The sequence below is a fragment of the Parafrankia sp. Ea1.12 genome (genome assembly GCF_900465275.1).
Classification (GTDB): domain Bacteria; phylum Actinomycetota; class Actinomycetes; order Frankiales; family Frankiaceae; genus Parafrankia; species Parafrankia soli.
On the sequence record NZ_UBIZ01000628.1, the window covers coordinates 1 to 17,390 of the forward strand.

Consider the following 17,390-nt stretch of genomic DNA (forward strand, 5'->3'; position numbering starts at 1 on the left):
AGGACGCCGTCTCGAACGCGAAGGCCGCGGTCGAGGAGGGCATCGTCGCCGGCGGTGGCGTCGCGCTCCTGCAGGCCGCGACCAGCGCCTTCGAGAAGCTCGACCTCTCCGGCGACGAGGCCACCGGCGCCCTGATCGTCGAGCGCGCGCTCGCCGCACCGCTGCATCAGATCGCATCCAACGCCGGTCTCGAGGGCGGCGTGGTGGTCGAGAAGGTCCGCGGTCTCCCGACCGGGCACGGCCTGAACGCCGCCACCGGCGAGTACGTCGACATGATCGCCGCCGGGATCATCGACCCGGTGAAGGTCACCCGCTCGGCGCTGCAGAACGCCGCGTCCATCACCGGCCTCTTCCTCACCATCGAGGTCGTGGTGGCGAACAGCCTGGCGGACGCGGCGGCGTCCGCGTCCGCGGATGCCGCCGCCTTCGGCGACATGGGTATGTAACCGCGGCACCGGCTCGTCGGCGGACCGGCCTGCACGGTCGGCCCGCCGACGCCACTGTCCACCACTCGTCCCACCACTCGTCGACGCTGTGCGCACCGCGGCAGCCGCGTTCGAGAGCTCCCGCTTGGGAACTTGGGAATACGCCGCGGGCAGATGGCCTCACCGAAGAGGTTGTCCGCCCATCGCGGACGAAAATGGGCAGGGGGGAACATCAACTCCCCGCCGCTTTCAACTTATAGCACGCGGGGGGGCTTGCGTCAAGACCCAGGCTGTGCCGCAGAATAGCCAGCCGAGGCCAGATGCCGAGCAGAATCCAGCCGCGCCCGTGAGCGCCAGAATTTGGATCTGAGGTCGCGAGCCTCAGGTCGGAGCCGAGACGTGAACCCCCTGACCACCAGCGCGTTCGACCTTCCCGACCGCCTCGCCGCCAAGGCCGACCCGACGCTGGTCGCCGGCGACGAGCAGCACTTCACGGCCATCGCGGAGAGCCTCGAACAGTCGATCGCAGAGCTGTCCGACCGCCTCGACACCGCGCGCAGGGCGCCCGGCGGCATCGGCCAGGAGGCGATGGACCGGGACCTGGAGATCCACCGGCTGACCGCCCGCCTGCGCGCCCTGCGCCGCTTCGGTCTGGACCTGTGCCTCGGGTACATCATCCGGGTGGACAACCCCGAGCCCGTATACGTCGGACGGCTCGGGCTCACCGACAGCGCGGGCCGTCGCCTGCTGCTCGACTGGCGCTCGCCCGCCGCCGAGCCGTTCTTCGGAGCGACCCACGCCAACCCGATGGGCCTGGCGAGCCGCCGCAGGTACCGCTGGACCCGCGGCCGGATCAGCGACTACTGGGACGAGGTGTTCACCCCGGACGGGTTCGAGGGGCACGCCGCGCTCGACGACCAGTCCGCGTTCATCGCCAGCCTGGGCGGCAACCGCTCCGCCCGGATGCGGGACGTGCTCGGCACCATCCAGGCCGACCAGGACGCCATCATCCGCGCGGGATCCGACGGCGCCCTCGTCGTCGACGGCGGTCCGGGCACGGGAAAAACCGTCGTCGCGCTGCACCGCTCCGCCTACCTGCTCTACGCCGACCCTCGCCTCGGTCACCGCCGCGGCGGGGTGCTGTTCGTCGGTCCGCACCAGCCCTACCTGGCCTACGTGGCCGACGTCCTCCCCAGCCTCGGCGAGGAGGGAGTGCAGACCTGCAACCTGCGGGACCTCGTCGCCGAGGGAGCCACCGCGACGATCGAGACCGACCCGGACGTGGCCCGCCTGAAATCGTCCGCGAACCTGGTGAAGGCGATCGAGACGGCCGTCAGGTTCTACGAGGAACCGCCCACCAGGGGAATGACGCTCACGACCCACTGGGCGGACGTCTGGCTGAGCGCCGACGACTGGGCCGAGGCGTTCGAGGCACCGGACCCCGGCACCCCGCACAACGAGGCACGTGACCAGATCTGGCAGGAGCTGGTCACGATCCTGATGGACAAGCACGACGACGACATCTCGGCGCACCTGCTCCGGAGGTCGCTGCTGCAGAACAGGGCGCTGCTCACGACCTTCAACCGCACGTGGCCGCTGATCGAAGCGGCCGACCTCGTCGGAGACCTGTGGTCGGTACCCGCCTACCTGCGCAAATGCGCTCCCTGGCTCAGCCCCGACGAGGTCCGGCTCCTGCAGCGCGCGGACACCCAGGCCTGGACGGTGTCCGACCTGCCGATCCTGGACGCGGCCCGGCAGCGGCTCGGCGACCCGGAGGCGTCCCGGCGCAGGCGTCGGCAGGACGCCGCCGTCGCCGCCGAACGCGAACACATGACCAAGGTCGTCGACAACCTGCTCGAGGCCGACGACGACGGTGAGGGCCTCGTGACGATGCTGCGCGGGCAGGACCTGCGCGACGTCCTGGTCGACGAGTCCGCGCTGCCCACCACCGACCCGGACCTGCTCGCCGGCCCGTTCGCGCACGTCGTCGTGGACGAGGCCCAGGAGCTGACCGACGCGGAGTGGCAGATGCTGCTGCTGCGCTGTCCGTCCCGCAGCTTCACCGTCGTCGGGGACCGCGCCCAGGCCCGCCACGGCTTCACCGAGTCGTGGCGGGAACGGCTCGCGCGGGTCGGGTTCGACCGGATCAGGCAGGCGTCCCTCAGCATCAACTACCGGACGCCGGAAGAGGTCATGGCCGAAGCCGAGCCGGTCATCCGCACCGTGCTCCCGGACGCCAACGTGCCGACCTCCATCCGCGGCAGCGGCATCCCCGTCCGGCACGGATCCACCTCGGAGCTGGATTCGGTCCTCGACTCGTGGCTCGCCGCGCACGCCGACGGGATCGCCTGCGTCATCGGCGATCCCACGTTCCGGCCGACGTCGCGCGTCCGGTCGCTGACCCCGGAGCTGTCGAAGGGGCTCGAGTTCGACCTGGTCATCCTCGTCGACCCGGAGGCCTTCGGCACCGGCATCGAAGGAGCCGTCGACCGCTACGTCGCGATGACCCGCGCGACCCGGCAACTCGTCATCCTCACGAGCCCCTGACGTCGGCGGGCCTGATCGGTGTGGGATCAGCGAGCCCGGCCGAAGGTTCGGGTGGTGGCGAGGACGGCGAGGCGGTTGTCGGCGCCGGTGTCACGCACCTCGACCCGGCCGAGGCCGTCGCGGACCAGCGCGGTGGCGACGACCGGGCCGACCCGGGCCGGGCGCAGGTAGCGGATCCCCAGGGAGGCGAGCGTCTCGCCCGGGGTGAGGGAGAGCGCCGCCTCCTCGGCGGTCAGGGCGAGCAGCCCACCGTTGATGGTGTTCGACGCGTTGATCGCGTCCTCGGCGCGGGGCAGCGTGGCCACGCCCGGCGCGAGGATCTCGCAGCGGGCCCGCTCGGCCAGCGGCCTGCTCAGCCGTCGGCCCGGGCTCCGGCGCGGCCGGGTCTTCAGGTCCGCCAGATCAGGTGCCATGACCAGGGCGGGGTTCGGGGCGGCCATGAACGAGGTGACGGCGAATCCGATCCGGTCACCGCCACTGCCGGTGAACTCGACCTCCACGACGCCGACCGACCGGCCGGCCTTGACCAGCCGGGCGGCCACATCGATCGTCTCGGACTCGCGCGGCGGGGCGAAGACCTGGACGTCCAGGTCGAGCGTGACGGGGACGCGGGGGGCGAACCGGTCCATGACCGTGTAGCCGGCCACGGTGTCGGCCCAGATCGCCAGGATCGACGTGCGCACGCTCCGCGTCCCGGGGGCGAACAGCTCCGGGACGACCGGTGCCGACCCGTGCCACTCGTCGCCGACCAGGTCGAGGCCGAAGCCGAGCTCGAGCAGGATGTGGTCGTCGGTGTGCGTGACGTACTGGACTTCATCGGTGGTGGTCATCGCTGCCGCCCCCCGGGCATGACGTGGCTTGCCTCGCCGGGACGACGCGGGTCCGCACCTCGGCTGGAGCCGCTTCGGCTGAGCACTGGTCTCCGATCCGCTCCTCGGCGCACAGCGCGAGCAGGCGTCCGGCCGGCCGCCGAGGAACTCCCTGATCCAACAATATTGACGTCGAAATCAAGGCACGTGGCCGGCGGTGTGGCGCACAACCCACGTCGTACGCCGCGCTCGCTGTCCCGCCGGGGTCCCGGGGCCCCAGCGATGGCGGCCGCCGTCGTCACCGGGCGAGAAGGTCACGGATCACCCGGGCGATCTCGTCGGGGGCCTCCTCCGCCATGAAGTGGCCGGCGCGGGTGAGGCGGTGGTCGAGGTCGGGTGCCCAGGCCCGCCAGAGCGCCTCGGCGTCGAAGCCGAGCTGGGCGCCCCAGTCCTGCTGCACCACGGAGACGGGCATCGCGAACTGCGAGCCGGCGTCGAGGTCGGCCTGGTCGTGCGTCAGGTCGACGCCGGCGGACGCGCGGTAGTCGGCGACGATCGACGGCACCGCCGCGGCGCTCGCTCGCAGGTATTCGGCGCGGACGTCCGCCGGGATCGCCGCCGGATCGTTCGCCCAGGCGTCGAGGAAGAAGCCGAAGAACGCGTCCGCACTGTTGATGATCATCCTCTCGGGCAGGCCATCTGGCTGCGCCATGAGATAGAGGTGGAAGCCGACCGCACCGGACACCCCGTGCAACACGTTCCACATGTCGAGGGTCGGTACGACGTCCAGGATGCCGAGGTGCGTGATCGTCTCGGGATGATCGAGCCCGGCTCGGAACGCGACGAGGGCTCCGCGGTCGTGGCCGACCAGCGCCAGGCGTTCGTGGCCGAGCGCCGCGGCAAGCGCCACGACGTCCGCCGCCATGGTCCGCTTCGCGTACACGTCGGGGCCCGTGGCGGGCGGCTTGTCACTTGCTCCGTATCCGCGAAGGTCAGGGCAGATGACCGTGTGCCGGGCGGTGAGGCGCTCGGCGACCTGGCGCCACATGAGGTGGGTCTGGGGGAAGCCGTGCAGCAGCACGACCGGGCTGCCCGTGCCGCCGATCGCCGTCGAGAGCATGGCACCGTCCGCACCGGGCAGGCGGGTGTAGTCGAAGCCGGGGATGGTGAGGGGCATGACGCGCGTCCTTCCGAAGCGGTTGCCGTACCGGGCGAGCCCAGGCTGCGCGGCGCCGGTCAGCGGCGAATCAGCGCGCGACGCCGTGGGCGCGGCGCGGCCGTGAGGATGGGGACATGCGGATCGAGGTGTTGGGCTCGGTGAGGGCACGTCGCGAGGACGGGACCGAGATCGGCCTGCGTGGCCCCCGGCACCGTGAGGTCCTTGCCCGCCTCGTCGCCGCCGACGGACGGATGGTCGCCACCGACACCCTCGTCGCCGACCTGTGGCCCGACCCGCCGGCCGGCGCCGTCGGCGCCCTCCGCACGTTCGTCGCCGCCCTGCGCCGCGCCCTCGAGCCCGAACGCCCGCCCCGGACGCCACCTCGCGTACTGGTGACAGAGGGGCCCGGTTACGCGCTGCGCCTGCCACGGGCGGACGTCGACGCCCACCGCTTCGAGGACGCGCTCGCCGCCGCCCGCCGCTCGTCCGACGCGCTCGCGCCGCTCGGCGTGGCGCTCGCCGCGTGGCGCGGACCGGCCTACGCCGACCTGCCCGACGCCGGGTGGGTGCGCGGCGAGCGCCGCCGGCTCGAGGAGCTGCGGCTGCAGGGCGTGGAGCTGCGGGCGGGCATCCTGCTCGATCGCGGCCACGGGGCCGATCTCGTCGCCGAGCTCGACGCGCACGTCACCGAACATCCGTGGCGCGAGCCGGCGTGGGGACTGCTCGCCCGCGCCCTCTACCGCGCCGGGCACCAGGCCGACGCGCTCGCCACGCTCCGGCGCGCCCGCGCGATGCTCGTCGACCAGCTCGGGCTCGACCCGAGCCGCGCACTGGGCCGGCTTGAAGCGGACATGCTCACCCAGTCGCCCACCCTCGAACCGCGGGGCTCCGAACAGCCGGCCACCACCACCCGCCTCGGTCCGCGCACGACCGTGAACATCGCCCGCGCCCTGGCCCTCGCAGGCGGCGACGCGCTCGTGTCCTCCCGGCGCGACCGGCTCGCCGCCGCGCTCGCCGCGGAACGAACGGGCAACATGACGCTGACCGCCCGCGTCATCGGTGCCTATGACGTGCCCGCGATCTGGAACCGTGCCGATGACCCGGTACAGGCCCGCGCCGTCGTCGCCGCGGCCGAACGCACGCTCGCCACGCTCGGCCCCGCCGCGCCCGCCGACCTGCGGGCCCGGCTCCTCGCCACGATCGCCGTCGAGAGCCGCGCCGAGGACGCCGCCGGGCCGGCACGGGAGGCTGAGGCGTTGGCACGGTCTCTCGGTGATCCCGCCCTGCTCGCCTTCGCGCTCAACGGCGTCTTTCTGCAGTCCTTCTCCCGGCCGGGACTCGCGCAGCGGCGCGACGACATCGGAGCGGAACTCGTCGCGGTGTCCACCCGGCACGGGCTGCCCACCTTCGCGATTCTCGGCCATCTCGTACGCCTGCAGTCGGCGTCGGCCCGCGGTGATCTCGACGCTGGCTCCCAGCACGCGGCCGCGGCCGAGCGGCTCGCCGCCGAGCACGAGTCGCCGCTCGTGCCGGTGCTCACCGGGTGGTTCCGGGCGCTCGTCATCGCGGCCCGCAGCGCCGCGCCCGGCGGGCCGTCCGCCGCCGCGGCCGCGGCCGCCTACCGCGCCGCCGACACCGCGCTCGAACAGGCCGGAATGCCGGGCCTGCACCGCGGCCTGCTACCGCTCGCCCTGCTCGGGCTCCGTCTGCTGCACGACCGCCCCGCCCCGATCGACCCGCGGCTGGACTGGGGCCCGTACACGCCGTGGGCGGCACCGCTCGTGCTCCTCGCGCAGGACCGTCGGGAACAGGCGCGAGCCGCCCTCGCCGCGACGCCCGAACCGCCGCACGACCACCTCCAGGAGGCGCTCTGGTGCCTCACCGCCCACGCCGCCGCCCAGCTCGGCGAGCATGCGATCGCCGGGCGGGCCGCGGCGGCCCTGCGGCCCGCCCGCACCGAACACGCCGGCGCCGCCAGCGGCATGCTCACGCTCGGCCCGGTGGCGCGCTACCGCGGCTAGGCGCCGGCGGTCGCGGCGGGGACAGTGGTGTTACTCAGACCGGCAGGCCGGACCTTCCATGCCCCACCGGGCCGATATGGGCACACTTACTTCTACTTCAGAGCAGATTATGGAGCTAATATGTCCATTCTTAATCCTCGATAGCTGGGAACGCTGGGGGTCGCGATCAGTCTGGGTACGTCCTCGGGTCGGGCAAGGCCGAAAAATGACGGGTTCACCGGTCTGGCTCGACCAGCGCTCCGAGCTGAGGTGATCCGTTGGAGCGCCGGCGAGCTCGTCCTGCCGACAGTGCCCGCGCCGGGCGCCGACAGCCGGGACGCCGCCATCTGTCCGGCATGTGACCAGGGCTGGAACCGCACGACCCGGCGCTGGCCGCGATGAGTTCAGGGCAAGGACGAGGGATGCTGGCCGCGGAGTCGCCTTATGTGGGAAGCAGCACGCTGAACGAGCCCTCGCTGTTTATCTCGTACGCGCATGCGGACGCCATGTACGTCGAACGGCTCGCGCGGTGCCTGGACGGCTTCGGCCTGCCCGTCTGGTACGACGACGGCCTGGGGTGGGGCACTCGATTCACCCAGGAGATCCGGCTACGGATCAGGAACGCCCTCGCGGTCATCGTCGTGATGTCCCCCGCGGCGGAGAAGTCGGAGTGGGTCGAACGGGAGATCCTGGAAGGGCAGCGGCACGACCGGGAGTTCTTCCCGATCCTGATCGAGGGAAGCCGACTGTTCCTGCTCGCGACTCGGCACTACTTCGACGCCCAGGACGGCTCGTTGCCAGGCGAGCGGGAGATCGCGCAGTTGCAGGCGGTCTGCAGGAGCACGGGCACCGCCGGCGGAGACACCCCGACGCTCCTGCTGCGGCCGCCGCACCAACGGGCGTCGACGGTGCACCTCTCCAGGGAAAGATCGTTGGAGAAGCTCGGCTCGCTCTTCCAGGAGGGAGAGCTGGAGCATGCGGACATCCTGACATCGTCGCTGCTGCTCGAGTCGGTGCAGCGGCTGGAGGCCGGCTGGATGCGGCGCCGGGCTGACGGCGAACGACTGCCCATCGACCTGCTGGCCCGGATCGACTCACTGTGGGAGGACGCCTCCGAGGGAAAGCAGGGGTTTCGCGCCCAGATGGCCCGTCACATGGGCCTGCGCGTCGACACCGAGCGGGATTTCGTCCAGCTGGCACAGGCGCTGGGGTGGACGAGCGGCCGCGGAGACACGAATCCACGCTATGGAGCCTTCGTCGGGGCCGCCGGCCGCGGAAACGGATTCTTCCCGACTCTGCGTAATCCGCAGATGGAGCGATATCAGAGCTGGCATGACCAGTGGGTGCAGACAGTCATGGCTGTGCATTTACGGCTACTGAAAGGCGGGGGATGATCGTGCCCTGGTACGGGTGGCTGCTGCTGGTCATTTTTCTCGGCGGTGGGGGGTATCTTCTCTTCATCGGGCTGATAAAGGTACCGCCGGGCCAGGTGGGAGTCGTTCGGGTACGGTTCGCCCCGAGCCACCCGGACGACGCACGCCGGCGGGTGAAGGTGCATGGCTCGCCAGGGGTGCAGGCCGAGCTGCTGAAGGCCGACTGGCTCTACTTCCGGCCGCCGGTGCTGTACCAGATCAGCTATCGGGAAAGGACCAGGGTCCCGCCGGGAACGATCGGCGTGGTCGTGGCGAGGGACGGGGAGACGGCTCCGGTGCACGAGGCGCTTTCGAGGCACGTCGAATGCGACTCCTTTCAGGACGGGCGCGCCTTCCTCCGCAACGGGGGCCAGAAGGGAAGACAGCCCGCGGTGCTGCCGGTCGGCGAGTACGACATCAACCCGGAGCTCTTCGACGTCGTGACGGTGGAGACGATCGGGTCTGGCCGGTACGGCCTCACCGAGAACGACCTGAGAGAGATCGACGTTCAGGTCGGAACCGCCGGAGTCGTGATCGTCCGCGTCGGACAGATGTACGACGACAGCAACGCCGCGGTCGCGCCGCGGGTACCCGGCCATCGCAGTTTCCAGTACCCCTGGGCTTTCCTCGAGAACGGTGGTTGCCAGGGGGTACAGGAGGAGACGCTCCCCGGCGGCGGGAGCTATCAGATCAATCCGTGGTTCGCCCGCGTGGTCCTCATCCCCACCCGGGTCCTCGTCCTGGAGTGGAGCAGGAAGCGGCAGGAGGAGAGCCGCTTCGACTCGGCGCTCGACCAGATCGTGGTCAACGTCGGAGGATTCCCGATCCGGTTCGACATGCAGCAGACCATCCAGATTCCGGCCAGAGCGGCGCCGCGGCTGGTGAGCCAGTTCGGCGAGCAGGAGAAACATCCGGTCGAGCCGGACGACGACGTGACGAGACCCGCCCCGGTGCGCCGGTTCGTCGAGCGTGTGCTGGGGACGACGGCCGAGGGATATTTTCTGAGTACGGCCAGCGAGTACAAGGTGCTCGACTTCCTGAACAGTCACAACGAGGTTCGGCTGGAGGTCGAGCAGAAAGTCCGCCAGGCGCTTGACGAATGGGATATCGAGGCGGTCCGCACCACCCTCGGCGAGTTCGAACCACCCGCGAACCTTGACGAGATCCGCCGGGCGATCGCCAGCGAGCGGGAGCACGCACGTATCCACCGGCACGAGCTGGAGAACGCGAGAATCAAGGCGGAGATCGTCCGGGTCCAGGCGGAGAGCGAAGCGGTCGCCAAAGGAATCCGGAGCACAGCGGAGGCGGAGCACATCCAGAAGCTGGCGGCGGCGGAGCTCGAGGCGAGGATCCAGCTTCTGGGCCAGGATGTCGTGGCGATGGAGCTCCTCCTGGCACAGCTCTCGAAAATGAACGTGCCGACCTATGTCGGCGGCGACGCGACCGCGCTGCTACAGCACATGCCCCTGGAAGCCGCACGCGAAATGATCAACAATGCGATCGCCCGCGTCCAGCAGAAGGAGGTGGCTGGCGCGCCGCCGCGTCCCGGCCCACCCGACGACGGCACCGCCAGCGAACTGACAGCCGGTACCGGTCCGATCTGAGGCTCCCCGGCTGATGAATCAGGCCGTGCGCCCGCATCATCCGCGGCGCGCTTTTACTCGTCGGGCGGGTAGTCGGTGGAGGCGGCGAGGTCACGCTGACGTTCAGGTTCGCCGCGACGCGCCCCCTCACCTGCGGGTCGCATCCGCCGAGGGCGACCAGGATCGCGAAGGTGAGCAGCTCACGGGTGGGGATGTCGACGCCGCCGCGGGTGTACACGCTGGCCGCCTACGCCGCCCACGTCAGGTGCCGTACCCGCTGCCAGGCAGGACCTGCCAGTGCCTGTATCGGCGGAGCCCGCGAGCCCGGATCGTCCCGAGCCTGGTTCGTCCCGAATCCGGCTCGGAGGGGGCTCCTACAGGTTGGGCCGGCGGATGGCGCCGTCGAGCGCCTGGCCCAGCAGGCGGGCGAGGGTGGCCCGTTCCTCCCGGCTGAGGCCGGCGAGGATCTCGTCCTCGACGCTCTCCTGAGCCTGCTCGGCCCGTTCGAGCGCCTCGCGGCCGGTCTCGGTCATCGTGACGAGATGGCGGCGGCGGTCCGCCGGGTCGCGGCGCCGCTCGGCCAGGCCGGCGGCTTCCAGGTCGTTGAGCAGCAGGACGCAGTAGTTGGCGTCGATGCACAGGCCTTCGGTCAGGGCCTGCTGGGTGGTGCGCGCGTGATCGCGCAGGTAGGCCAGGGCCGCCATGTCCTTGAGGCTGATCCCGAGCAGGTCGGGCGTGCTGGCCCGGTGGACGAGCCGCGACAGGCGGGTCAGCAGCACGATCGGCCCCGTGGTTGAGGTGGCTTCCGGCATCGAACTATAGTAGCGGCATCGACATCATCACTGATCCGTGATGATTAACCTGACGTGATTATCGATGCCCGATGACCAACCACGCTCCGACTCCCCCGGAGAAGATCCCCTCGATGACCGACGCAGTCGATGTCTGACCCCACGCTGGCCGCAGTTACCGGCGGAGCCGACCGGCGCCGGTGGATCGCCCTCGTGGTCGTGTGCCTGGCCATGCTGATGAACGCGCTCGACTCGTCGATCGTCAACGTGGCGTTGCCGTCGATCCAGGGCGACCTGCACTTCAGCCAGTCCAACCTCACCTGGGTCGTCGACGCCTACCTGATCGCCTTCGGCAGTTTCCTGCTGCTCGCCGGGCGCCTCGGCGACCTGGTCGGCCGCAAGCGGGTGTTCCTCACCGGGGTCGCGCTGTTCACCGCCGCCTCGGCGCTGTGCGCCGTCTCCCCCAACCAGGGCACGCTGATCGTGGCCCGCTTCGCCCAGGGGCTCGGCGGCGCCGTCTCCTCGTCGGTGATCATCGCGATCATCGTCACCGAGTTCCCGAACGCGACGGAGCGGGCCCGGGCGATGAGCGCCTACATGCTCGTCGCCGTCGGGGGCGGGTCACTGGGGCTCGTGGCCGGCGGAGTGCTCACCCAGGCCGTGAGCTGGCACTGGATCTTCCTCATCAACGTCCCGATCGGGGTCGCGACCTTCGCCCTCGGGGTCGTCCTGATCGAGGAGAACGTCGGTCTCGGAGTGGGCCGAGGAGTGGACGTCACCGGTTCCCTGCTGGTCACCGCGGCGCTGCTGCTCGGCATCTACGCGATCGTCACGGCGGCCACCCACGGCTGGGCCTCGGCCCAGACACTCGGGTACGGGGCCGTCGGGGTTGTGCTCCTGGCCGCGTTCTTCCTGGTCGAGGCCCGGCGGAGCAATCCGATCATGCCGTTGCGGATCCTGCGGGTGCGCAGCCTGGTCGGCTCCAGTGTGGTGCGCGGATGCCTGTTCATCGCGATGTACGCCGTCTTCTTCTTCGGCGCGCTCTACCTCGAGCAGGTCCGCGGCTACAGTCCGCTGCGCACCGGGCTCGCGTTCCTGCCGATGTCCCTCGTCATCGCGGCCCTGTCGATGGGCATCGTCAGCCGGCTGCTCATCCGCTTCGGAGCGATGAACGTGCTCGTCCCCGGACTGGTCGCGGTGATCGTCGGCCTGTTCCTGCTGACCCGGGTGGACGAGCACACCAGCTACGCCGCCGGCCTGCTCCCGGGGCTGCTGATCCTCGGTCTCGGCATGGGCGTCGCGATGGTCCCGCTGCTGTCGATCGCCATGGCGGACGTCCCCCCGGCCGACGCCGGGCTGGCCTCGGGAATCGTCAACGTCTCGCTCTGGCTCAGCTCCTCGGTCGGCCTCGCCGTCCTCTCCAGCCTCGCCGCCAGCCGCACGAAAACCCTCACCGCCCCTGGGCACTCCGCCGTCGCCGCCCTGGTCAGCGGCTATCACCTGGCCTTCCTGATCGGTACCGGCTGCGCCCTGCTCGGGCTCGTCACGACGCTCGTCGTCCTGCGCGCTCCGGCCCGGGCGGCGTTCGCGGCGACGCGGGCGGCAGCGGCGGCGACAGCCGAATCCGCGAAGCTGCCCACCCCCCGAGAGCGTCCTGAGCCCCGGGTGGAGGCGGTCCCCCACGAGTCCTGAGCCGCACGACCACCCCGGCCGACGTGGCCACCGGCGAGCACGCCGCCAGGGTGCCCGCCTACTCGGCGACAGCGCGCCGACGTCCGCCGGTGGATTCGCGGGCCAGCAGCCGCCGGGTGATGGCTTCCAGGCGGGACGCCGCCGAACCGCTGAACGACGGGCCGTCCACGCTGATGCGGCGTCCTTCGACAAAGGCGCTCAGTGGGTCGGGGGCGGCGCGTCAAGGAGAGGCGGAGATCAACCAGTTTCCCGATCTGCTCGACATCATCCAGGGACGTGCGGCGAATCCGGTCACCGAGGCGCTCGCCGACCGGTTGACCCGGCTGACGCTGGCGGGGAAGCTGCGGGTCGGCGACCCGTCCGCTTCCCGGCCGCCGCACCGAGGCGATAGTGCATCCGTGCCAGAACTAGCCGAAGGCCCGCACCGCGTTGTACATCAGCAGGGCTGCGCGCTCGCAGGGCATCATGACACCGAGCCAGTTCACCTGCGGCTGGCCGGCCGTCACGCAGGTCGCCCGCAGGTCGACGAGGAACTGGTTGTCGATCGCCAGCCGCCGCTGCCCGGTGGGGTCGACCGCGGGGCCGTTCAGGAAGTTGCGGTAGCCGAAGTCGTGACGCAGGCAGGGGTCGGCGAACAGGTCGTCCACCTCGGGCGGAGTCGGCCCGCTGCATCCGTCGGTCGTCCACACCAGGATTCCTGACGGACCGGCCGCCCGCGCGTTCCGCACGACGACGAAGTCGGCCAGCGGGAGGCTGTACACGCTCGGCACGTCGACGGCGGGCACCTCCCCGCCGGGCACCCGGTGGACGTCGGTCTCCGTACCGGTGGCGAACACGGCGCCGCCCTGGAAGTAGCTCACGCTGTCCGCACCGACCGCGGGACGCGGGTCGAGCAGCGGATTCCCGAGCGGCCCGGCCGGGCCACCGAGTTGCGCGTAACGGTCGTAGACCGGGCCGCACACCTTGAAACCGCCCACAACGTGACAGCCGCCGGATCCGGCACCCGCGGTGGACGCCGCCGCCGCGACGGACTGGCAGCCGGCCGCAAGCAACGCGAGCACGGCGCAGGCGAGCACGGCGCAGGCGAGCGCGGTGCAGGCGAGCGCGGTGGCGGCGGCGGGGCGGCGCCCCAGCCAACGTCGCACGGCAGGGGCCCGACGGTCTGACATGATCTGCTCCTTTTCGACCAGTCGACGGTAGGTCGAAAAGGGCCCCTGGGGCACGATGTGCCACTGTGCGGTAACCGACAGGTCGGCTGGCGTACAGCCGCCCGGACGCCGGCGGGCCGGGCCGGCCACCCCGAACCGCATTCAACCGGGCTATGGAACAGCCTTCAGGGAAGTGTTTCGCCGAAGGCTTTCAACCAACCGGGCGGCGGAATGCCGTACGGGCGTAGCCGGGTCTGGCTGCCGTCGTCGACCAGCACCGCCTGGCCGTCACGCAGCCTGGCCGTCGGCCGTCCGATCAGCGCACTCACACGATCGTCGAAAGAGTCACTGTAGCGGCGGGTGAGTACGATGCCGAACTGGTTCAGAATATCCCGGTGGACGCGGCGCAGCCCATTGCGGTCGATCGTCGCGATGACGAACACGCCTACTTCGGAGCCCTGCTCCAGCAGATGGCTGAGCGGCACACCCACTCCGGCCGCGCCATAGCCTTTCGGGGAGGAGTCGAGCTCACGGCAGCGGTGCAGGCCGTTGAGTATGAGCACCCTGCAGTCGGCGATCGAGGTCATGGTGTACGCGTCGTCCGCATGCCTCTTTCGCACAAGGTCCGCGAGGGACTCGATCCGCTCCAGGCAGTGTGTGGCGCTCCATCGGCGCAGGCCGGGGAGGACAGCTCCCAGCTCGGCATGGACAGCGGTGTAGCGGTGGTCCACCGGGGTGAAATCGATCAGGGTGATGGCGTCCGCGTGATCCGCGTGGCCTGCCTGAGCCCCCTGATCGGCGTGATCAGCATGATCCGGAGACGCGGTGCTCCGGCCCACGCCCAGCGTGGCGAGCGCCGCGGCGGTCGATGTCAGTACACCGACGTTCGCGGCGTCGTCACCGATGACCAACATCGTGCGATCGGCACTCGGGGTGAGGTCGACGCACACCGGGGCCGACAGCCCCATCGGCTCGCCGAGCCAGATCCGAATCGTCTTCGCCGGGGTCGACTGAGCACGGGCCAGCTTTTCGAAGATCCCGTCACGGGTGATGTCACCGGGCCGGTCACCGTCGTACACCGCGGGAACACGGACGTGGTGCCGTGCGTGGGCGAGCTTGCGCATGGCCCCGAGCATCGCCGTGCGGGTGCCGGCCTCGATGAAGGCGATCTGGAACTTCGTGTCACGACCGAGCTGGCCCGAGCTGGGATTGTAGATCGCTTCACCCCGAAGGCCCAGCTGACTGGCGCTGGGATTGTTCTCGGCGAGTACCCGGCGGCTGACCTGGTCATCGCAGCGCAGCGCGACCCGCACCTCCATCTGCCGGACGGTGCTACCGCCCATGACGACCGGGCTGCTCGGCGTCTGCGACGAGAGCAGTACGTGGATCCCGTACGCCCGACCCATGCGGACGAGGGTCTCCAGGCTGGCCGCCGCGTCCCGGCCGACCGCGTCGTCGACGTCGAACAGGACGTGGAACTCGTCGACGACGAGCAGGATCCGGGCGAGCCGTGGGTCGCTGGCCCCGTTCGCGGCCCTGGCCCGGGCGCTCCGGTAGTTGGCGAGTTTCTCGACCCCGTATTTTTTGAAGAGCTCCGCACGGAAATCGATCTCCGTCAGTAGTGTGCGCATCGTTTCCAGGCCGAACTCGCGTTCGCTGTGAATGGCCACCTGGCGGGCATGCGGCAACTGCCGGACGGCATAGTCCTGGAACTCGATGCCCTGCTTCAGGTCTACCAGGTAGAGCTCCAGTTCCGCCGGGGAGTAGACGGTCGCCGCGGCCAGCACGATCGTGTGCAGCAGGGTCGTCTTTCCCGAGCCGGTGGTACCGGCGACCATGACGTGATTGCGGGTGCCCTCACCCAGCCGCATGGCCATGACGTCGTCCAGGCTGTACGTCCCGATCGGGATCACGAGCCCGTCGGAGGCATCGCCCTGCCACCAGGTGGCCGGATCGCCCGCGTCGACCGGTCGCTCCATACCGGCGATGCCCCCGAGCTCGGGTCTGGTCGCCGCCGGCACCAGCGACAACACGCGGTCCAGGGAGACGACCACCTTGCCGGCGTCACGCGCCCGATCCGCGACACGGTCGACGATCGTTCCCAGCATCCGGGACGTCTCCCAGGTCGGCTCGCGCGGATGCTCCAGCACGAGCTCCCACCGGTCGGCCGCCGGCGACCCCGCCGCGGCCGGCCCGGGCCTGGCCCGCCCTCCCCCGACCAGCTCCAGGTGGTGGGGATGCTCGGGGTCATCGTCCGTGATCATCAGGACGGTGTAGACACCGCACCGAGGGCCGTTCGCCATGACCTGGTCGAGCCGGGTAAGGCTGTCCGGCGTGGTGAATCCGCGAGGGTAGTCGAAAACCACCACGACGTGGTAAGGCTCAGGGCGCGCGTCAACCAGCTGGTTGTAATCGACAAGCGAGTCCAGCCGGTGCGGGCCCAGCAGGTCCCGTTCGATCCGCCCGATGCGCCCGACCAGCTCGGCGAGCCTGCCCTCGATCTCGTGATAGTCGATGAGCGGGGTCTCCATGAGCCGCACGTCAGTCGAGTTCAGCCCGGAGAGCGACCGCACGGACCGACCCAGCGAGATCGAGTCGACAACCGACAGCCGCAGCTGGCCGGGTGGGATCGAGGCCAGCATCCGGCCGATCAGGCCGAGCGCGACGTCGGAATGTTCGGTGTTCGCGCGACCGGCCTTGACAACGAGGTTGGTCGTGCGGGGAAACGGCAGGAGGGCGGGCACGACGAGTTGCCCGCCGTCATGCCCGGCCCGGATGTACCACCCGATTCGCAGTCCGTCGACGGGTGTGGAGACCGGGGACCACGTACTCCAGTCAGCGTCCGCCGGCAGACTGATCCCGTCGAGGTCGGCGCGGACCGCGGCGACCTCCGCCTGGAACAGCGCCAGACTTTGCCGCCAGGCGCGCTTCGCGGCCGCGACGGCGTTGCCGTGGCTGGCCCGGGCGTTCTGGGCGGCCGTCCGCACCTGCGCGTCGAGGTCCTCGGTCGCCCGTACGATCAGTTCGTCAGCGCGTCGAACGGCAGCTACCGCGACCCTGGTCCAGTGCCGTTTGCTTCGCAGTGGCGAGCGCAGGCGACGAACGGCCAGCGCCAGCGCGTCGACGACCTCCGTGGCGCTGTGCTCGGGAACGGGGCCGTGCTGGCGGCCTTCCTCGGTCTCCCATAATCGCGGTCGGGAAACGAGGATGTCACGCACCTCGGTCACCCGGCTCTCGACCTCTCGCGCGCGCCAGTCGGCCCACTTCGCCACTGCCTGGCTGCGCTTCTTGCCCACTTTGTCGCGCTCTCCGGCAAGCGCCGCGTCGGCCTCGTTCACCGCACGGTCCGCCTCACCGACAATGCGGTCCGCATCGGCACGTAGCCGCTGCAGCCTTTGGATGAGATCTTCGCGGCCCGCCTGCGCCTCACTCATCCTGAGCGCCCACCGACCGCCGCGGCCCGTCATCCTGGACGTCCGCCCACCACTGCGGCCTGTCGTCCTGGGCATCCGCCGACCGCCGCGGCCTGTCGTCCTGGCGGCGGCGGCGCGAGCGAGCCTCGTTCTCCTGTTCGGCGAAGATCCGGTTGATGTCACCCACAGCCTGGTCCATGTCTGTCGACGTCCTCGCGAACTCCGCGAGTTCCGCGGCCATGGGCCGGGCGTAGTGCTCCAGATAGCGGTGGCCGGGCGTGTCGGTCCAGCTCCGCGTCAACTCGGTGAGGGCCCCGCTGAAACGAGCCAGGACGTCACCCGCGATCTGGACGGATTCGGTAAGACGGCTGTACTCCGCGGGCCGGTGCAGCGGTGCGTCAGGATCCATCG

At 70.6% G+C, this 17,390-nt stretch carries 12 protein-coding genes and 1 pseudogene; 7 read left to right on the forward strand and 6 right to left on the reverse strand.

The annotated features are described in order from the left end of the window. Positions 1–446 (forward strand): TCP-1/cpn60 chaperonin family protein (locus tag FMEAI12_RS33670; RefSeq protein ID WP_304598645.1); only part of this gene is annotated, 446 nt, incomplete at its 5' end. A 378-nt stretch (positions 447–824) separates the two neighbouring features. Beyond that, entirely contained in the window at positions 825–2,972 is a 2,148-nt protein-coding gene (helR, locus tag FMEAI12_RS33675; protein WP_112109145.1) for an RNA polymerase recycling motor ATPase HelR, read from the forward strand. 26 nt (positions 2,973–2,998) lie between these two features. On the opposite strand, the gene FMEAI12_RS33680 is transcribed toward helR, so the two are convergent. Then, positions 2,999–3,802 (reverse strand): hotdog domain-containing protein, encoded by an 804-nt coding sequence (locus FMEAI12_RS33680; protein WP_112109146.1) that lies wholly within the window; start codon positions 3,800–3,802, stop codon positions 2,999–3,001. 277 nt (positions 3,803–4,079) lie between these two features. Beyond that, the gene (locus FMEAI12_RS33685; protein WP_112109147.1) at positions 4,080–4,958 is read right to left on the reverse strand and encodes an alpha/beta fold hydrolase; all 879 of its coding nucleotides are present in this window, start codon (positions 4,956–4,958) and stop codon (positions 4,080–4,082) included. 116 nt (positions 4,959–5,074) lie between these two features. On the opposite strand from FMEAI12_RS33685, the gene FMEAI12_RS33690 reads away from it, so the two are divergent. From FMEAI12_RS33690 to FMEAI12_RS33700, 3 genes are all read left to right on the forward strand, one after another. Continuing rightward, a complete protein-coding gene (locus FMEAI12_RS33690) occupies positions 5,075–6,961 on the forward strand; it encodes a BTAD domain-containing putative transcriptional regulator (RefSeq protein ID WP_112109148.1) in 1,887 nt (628 codons plus the stop codon). 401 nt (positions 6,962–7,362) lie between these two features. Further along, on the forward strand, positions 7,363–8,334 hold the full coding sequence (locus FMEAI12_RS33695; protein ID WP_112109149.1) for a TIR domain-containing protein: 972 nt from the start codon (positions 7,363–7,365) through the stop codon (positions 8,332–8,334). Next, positions 8,331–9,956: an SPFH domain-containing protein gene (locus FMEAI12_RS33700; RefSeq protein WP_112109150.1), complete on the forward strand. Its 1,626-nt coding sequence runs from the start codon at positions 8,331–8,333 to the stop codon at positions 9,954–9,956. The genes FMEAI12_RS33695 and FMEAI12_RS33700 overlap by 4 nt, the downstream gene beginning before the upstream one ends. 353 nt (positions 9,957–10,309) lie before the next feature. Here the strand turns inward: FMEAI12_RS33700 and FMEAI12_RS33710 are convergent, their stop codons facing one another. Beyond that, the gene (locus FMEAI12_RS33710) at positions 10,310–10,747 is read right to left on the reverse strand and encodes a MarR family winged helix-turn-helix transcriptional regulator (RefSeq protein WP_112109151.1); all 438 of its coding nucleotides are present in this window, start codon (positions 10,745–10,747) and stop codon (positions 10,310–10,312) included. 129 nt (positions 10,748–10,876) lie between these two features. Between FMEAI12_RS33710 and FMEAI12_RS33715 the strand changes: the two genes are divergently transcribed. Then, positions 10,877–12,418, forward strand: a complete 1,542-nt coding sequence (locus tag FMEAI12_RS33715) for an MFS transporter (RefSeq protein ID WP_112109152.1) — start codon at positions 10,877–10,879, stop codon at positions 12,416–12,418. A gap of 230 nt (positions 12,419–12,648) precedes the next feature. After that, a pseudogene (locus FMEAI12_RS38990) lies at positions 12,649–12,786 on the forward strand (TetR/AcrR family transcriptional regulator C-terminal domain-containing protein); the annotation flags it as partial. A 39-nt stretch (positions 12,787–12,825) separates the two neighbouring features. Here FMEAI12_RS38990 and FMEAI12_RS33725 read toward each other — a convergent pair. The 3 genes from FMEAI12_RS33725 to FMEAI12_RS33735 all read right to left on the reverse strand — a co-directional run bounded on the left by FMEAI12_RS33725 (position 12,826) and on the right by FMEAI12_RS33735 (position 17,388). Beyond that, positions 12,826–13,587, reverse strand: a complete 762-nt coding sequence (locus tag FMEAI12_RS33725; protein ID WP_112109163.1) for a phospholipase — start codon at positions 13,585–13,587, stop codon at positions 12,826–12,828. Positions 13,588–13,751: 164 nt separating this feature from the next. Beyond that, positions 13,752–16,904: an FtsK/SpoIIIE domain-containing protein gene (locus FMEAI12_RS39565; RefSeq protein WP_304598646.1), complete on the reverse strand. Its 3,153-nt coding sequence runs from the start codon at positions 16,902–16,904 to the stop codon at positions 13,752–13,754. A gap of 88 nt (positions 16,905–16,992) precedes the next feature. After that, complete coding sequence (locus tag FMEAI12_RS33735; protein ID WP_112109153.1) at positions 16,993–17,388, reverse strand: hypothetical protein; 396 nt, start codon at positions 17,386–17,388, stop codon at positions 16,993–16,995. Positions 17,389–17,390: the final 2 nt, after the last annotated feature.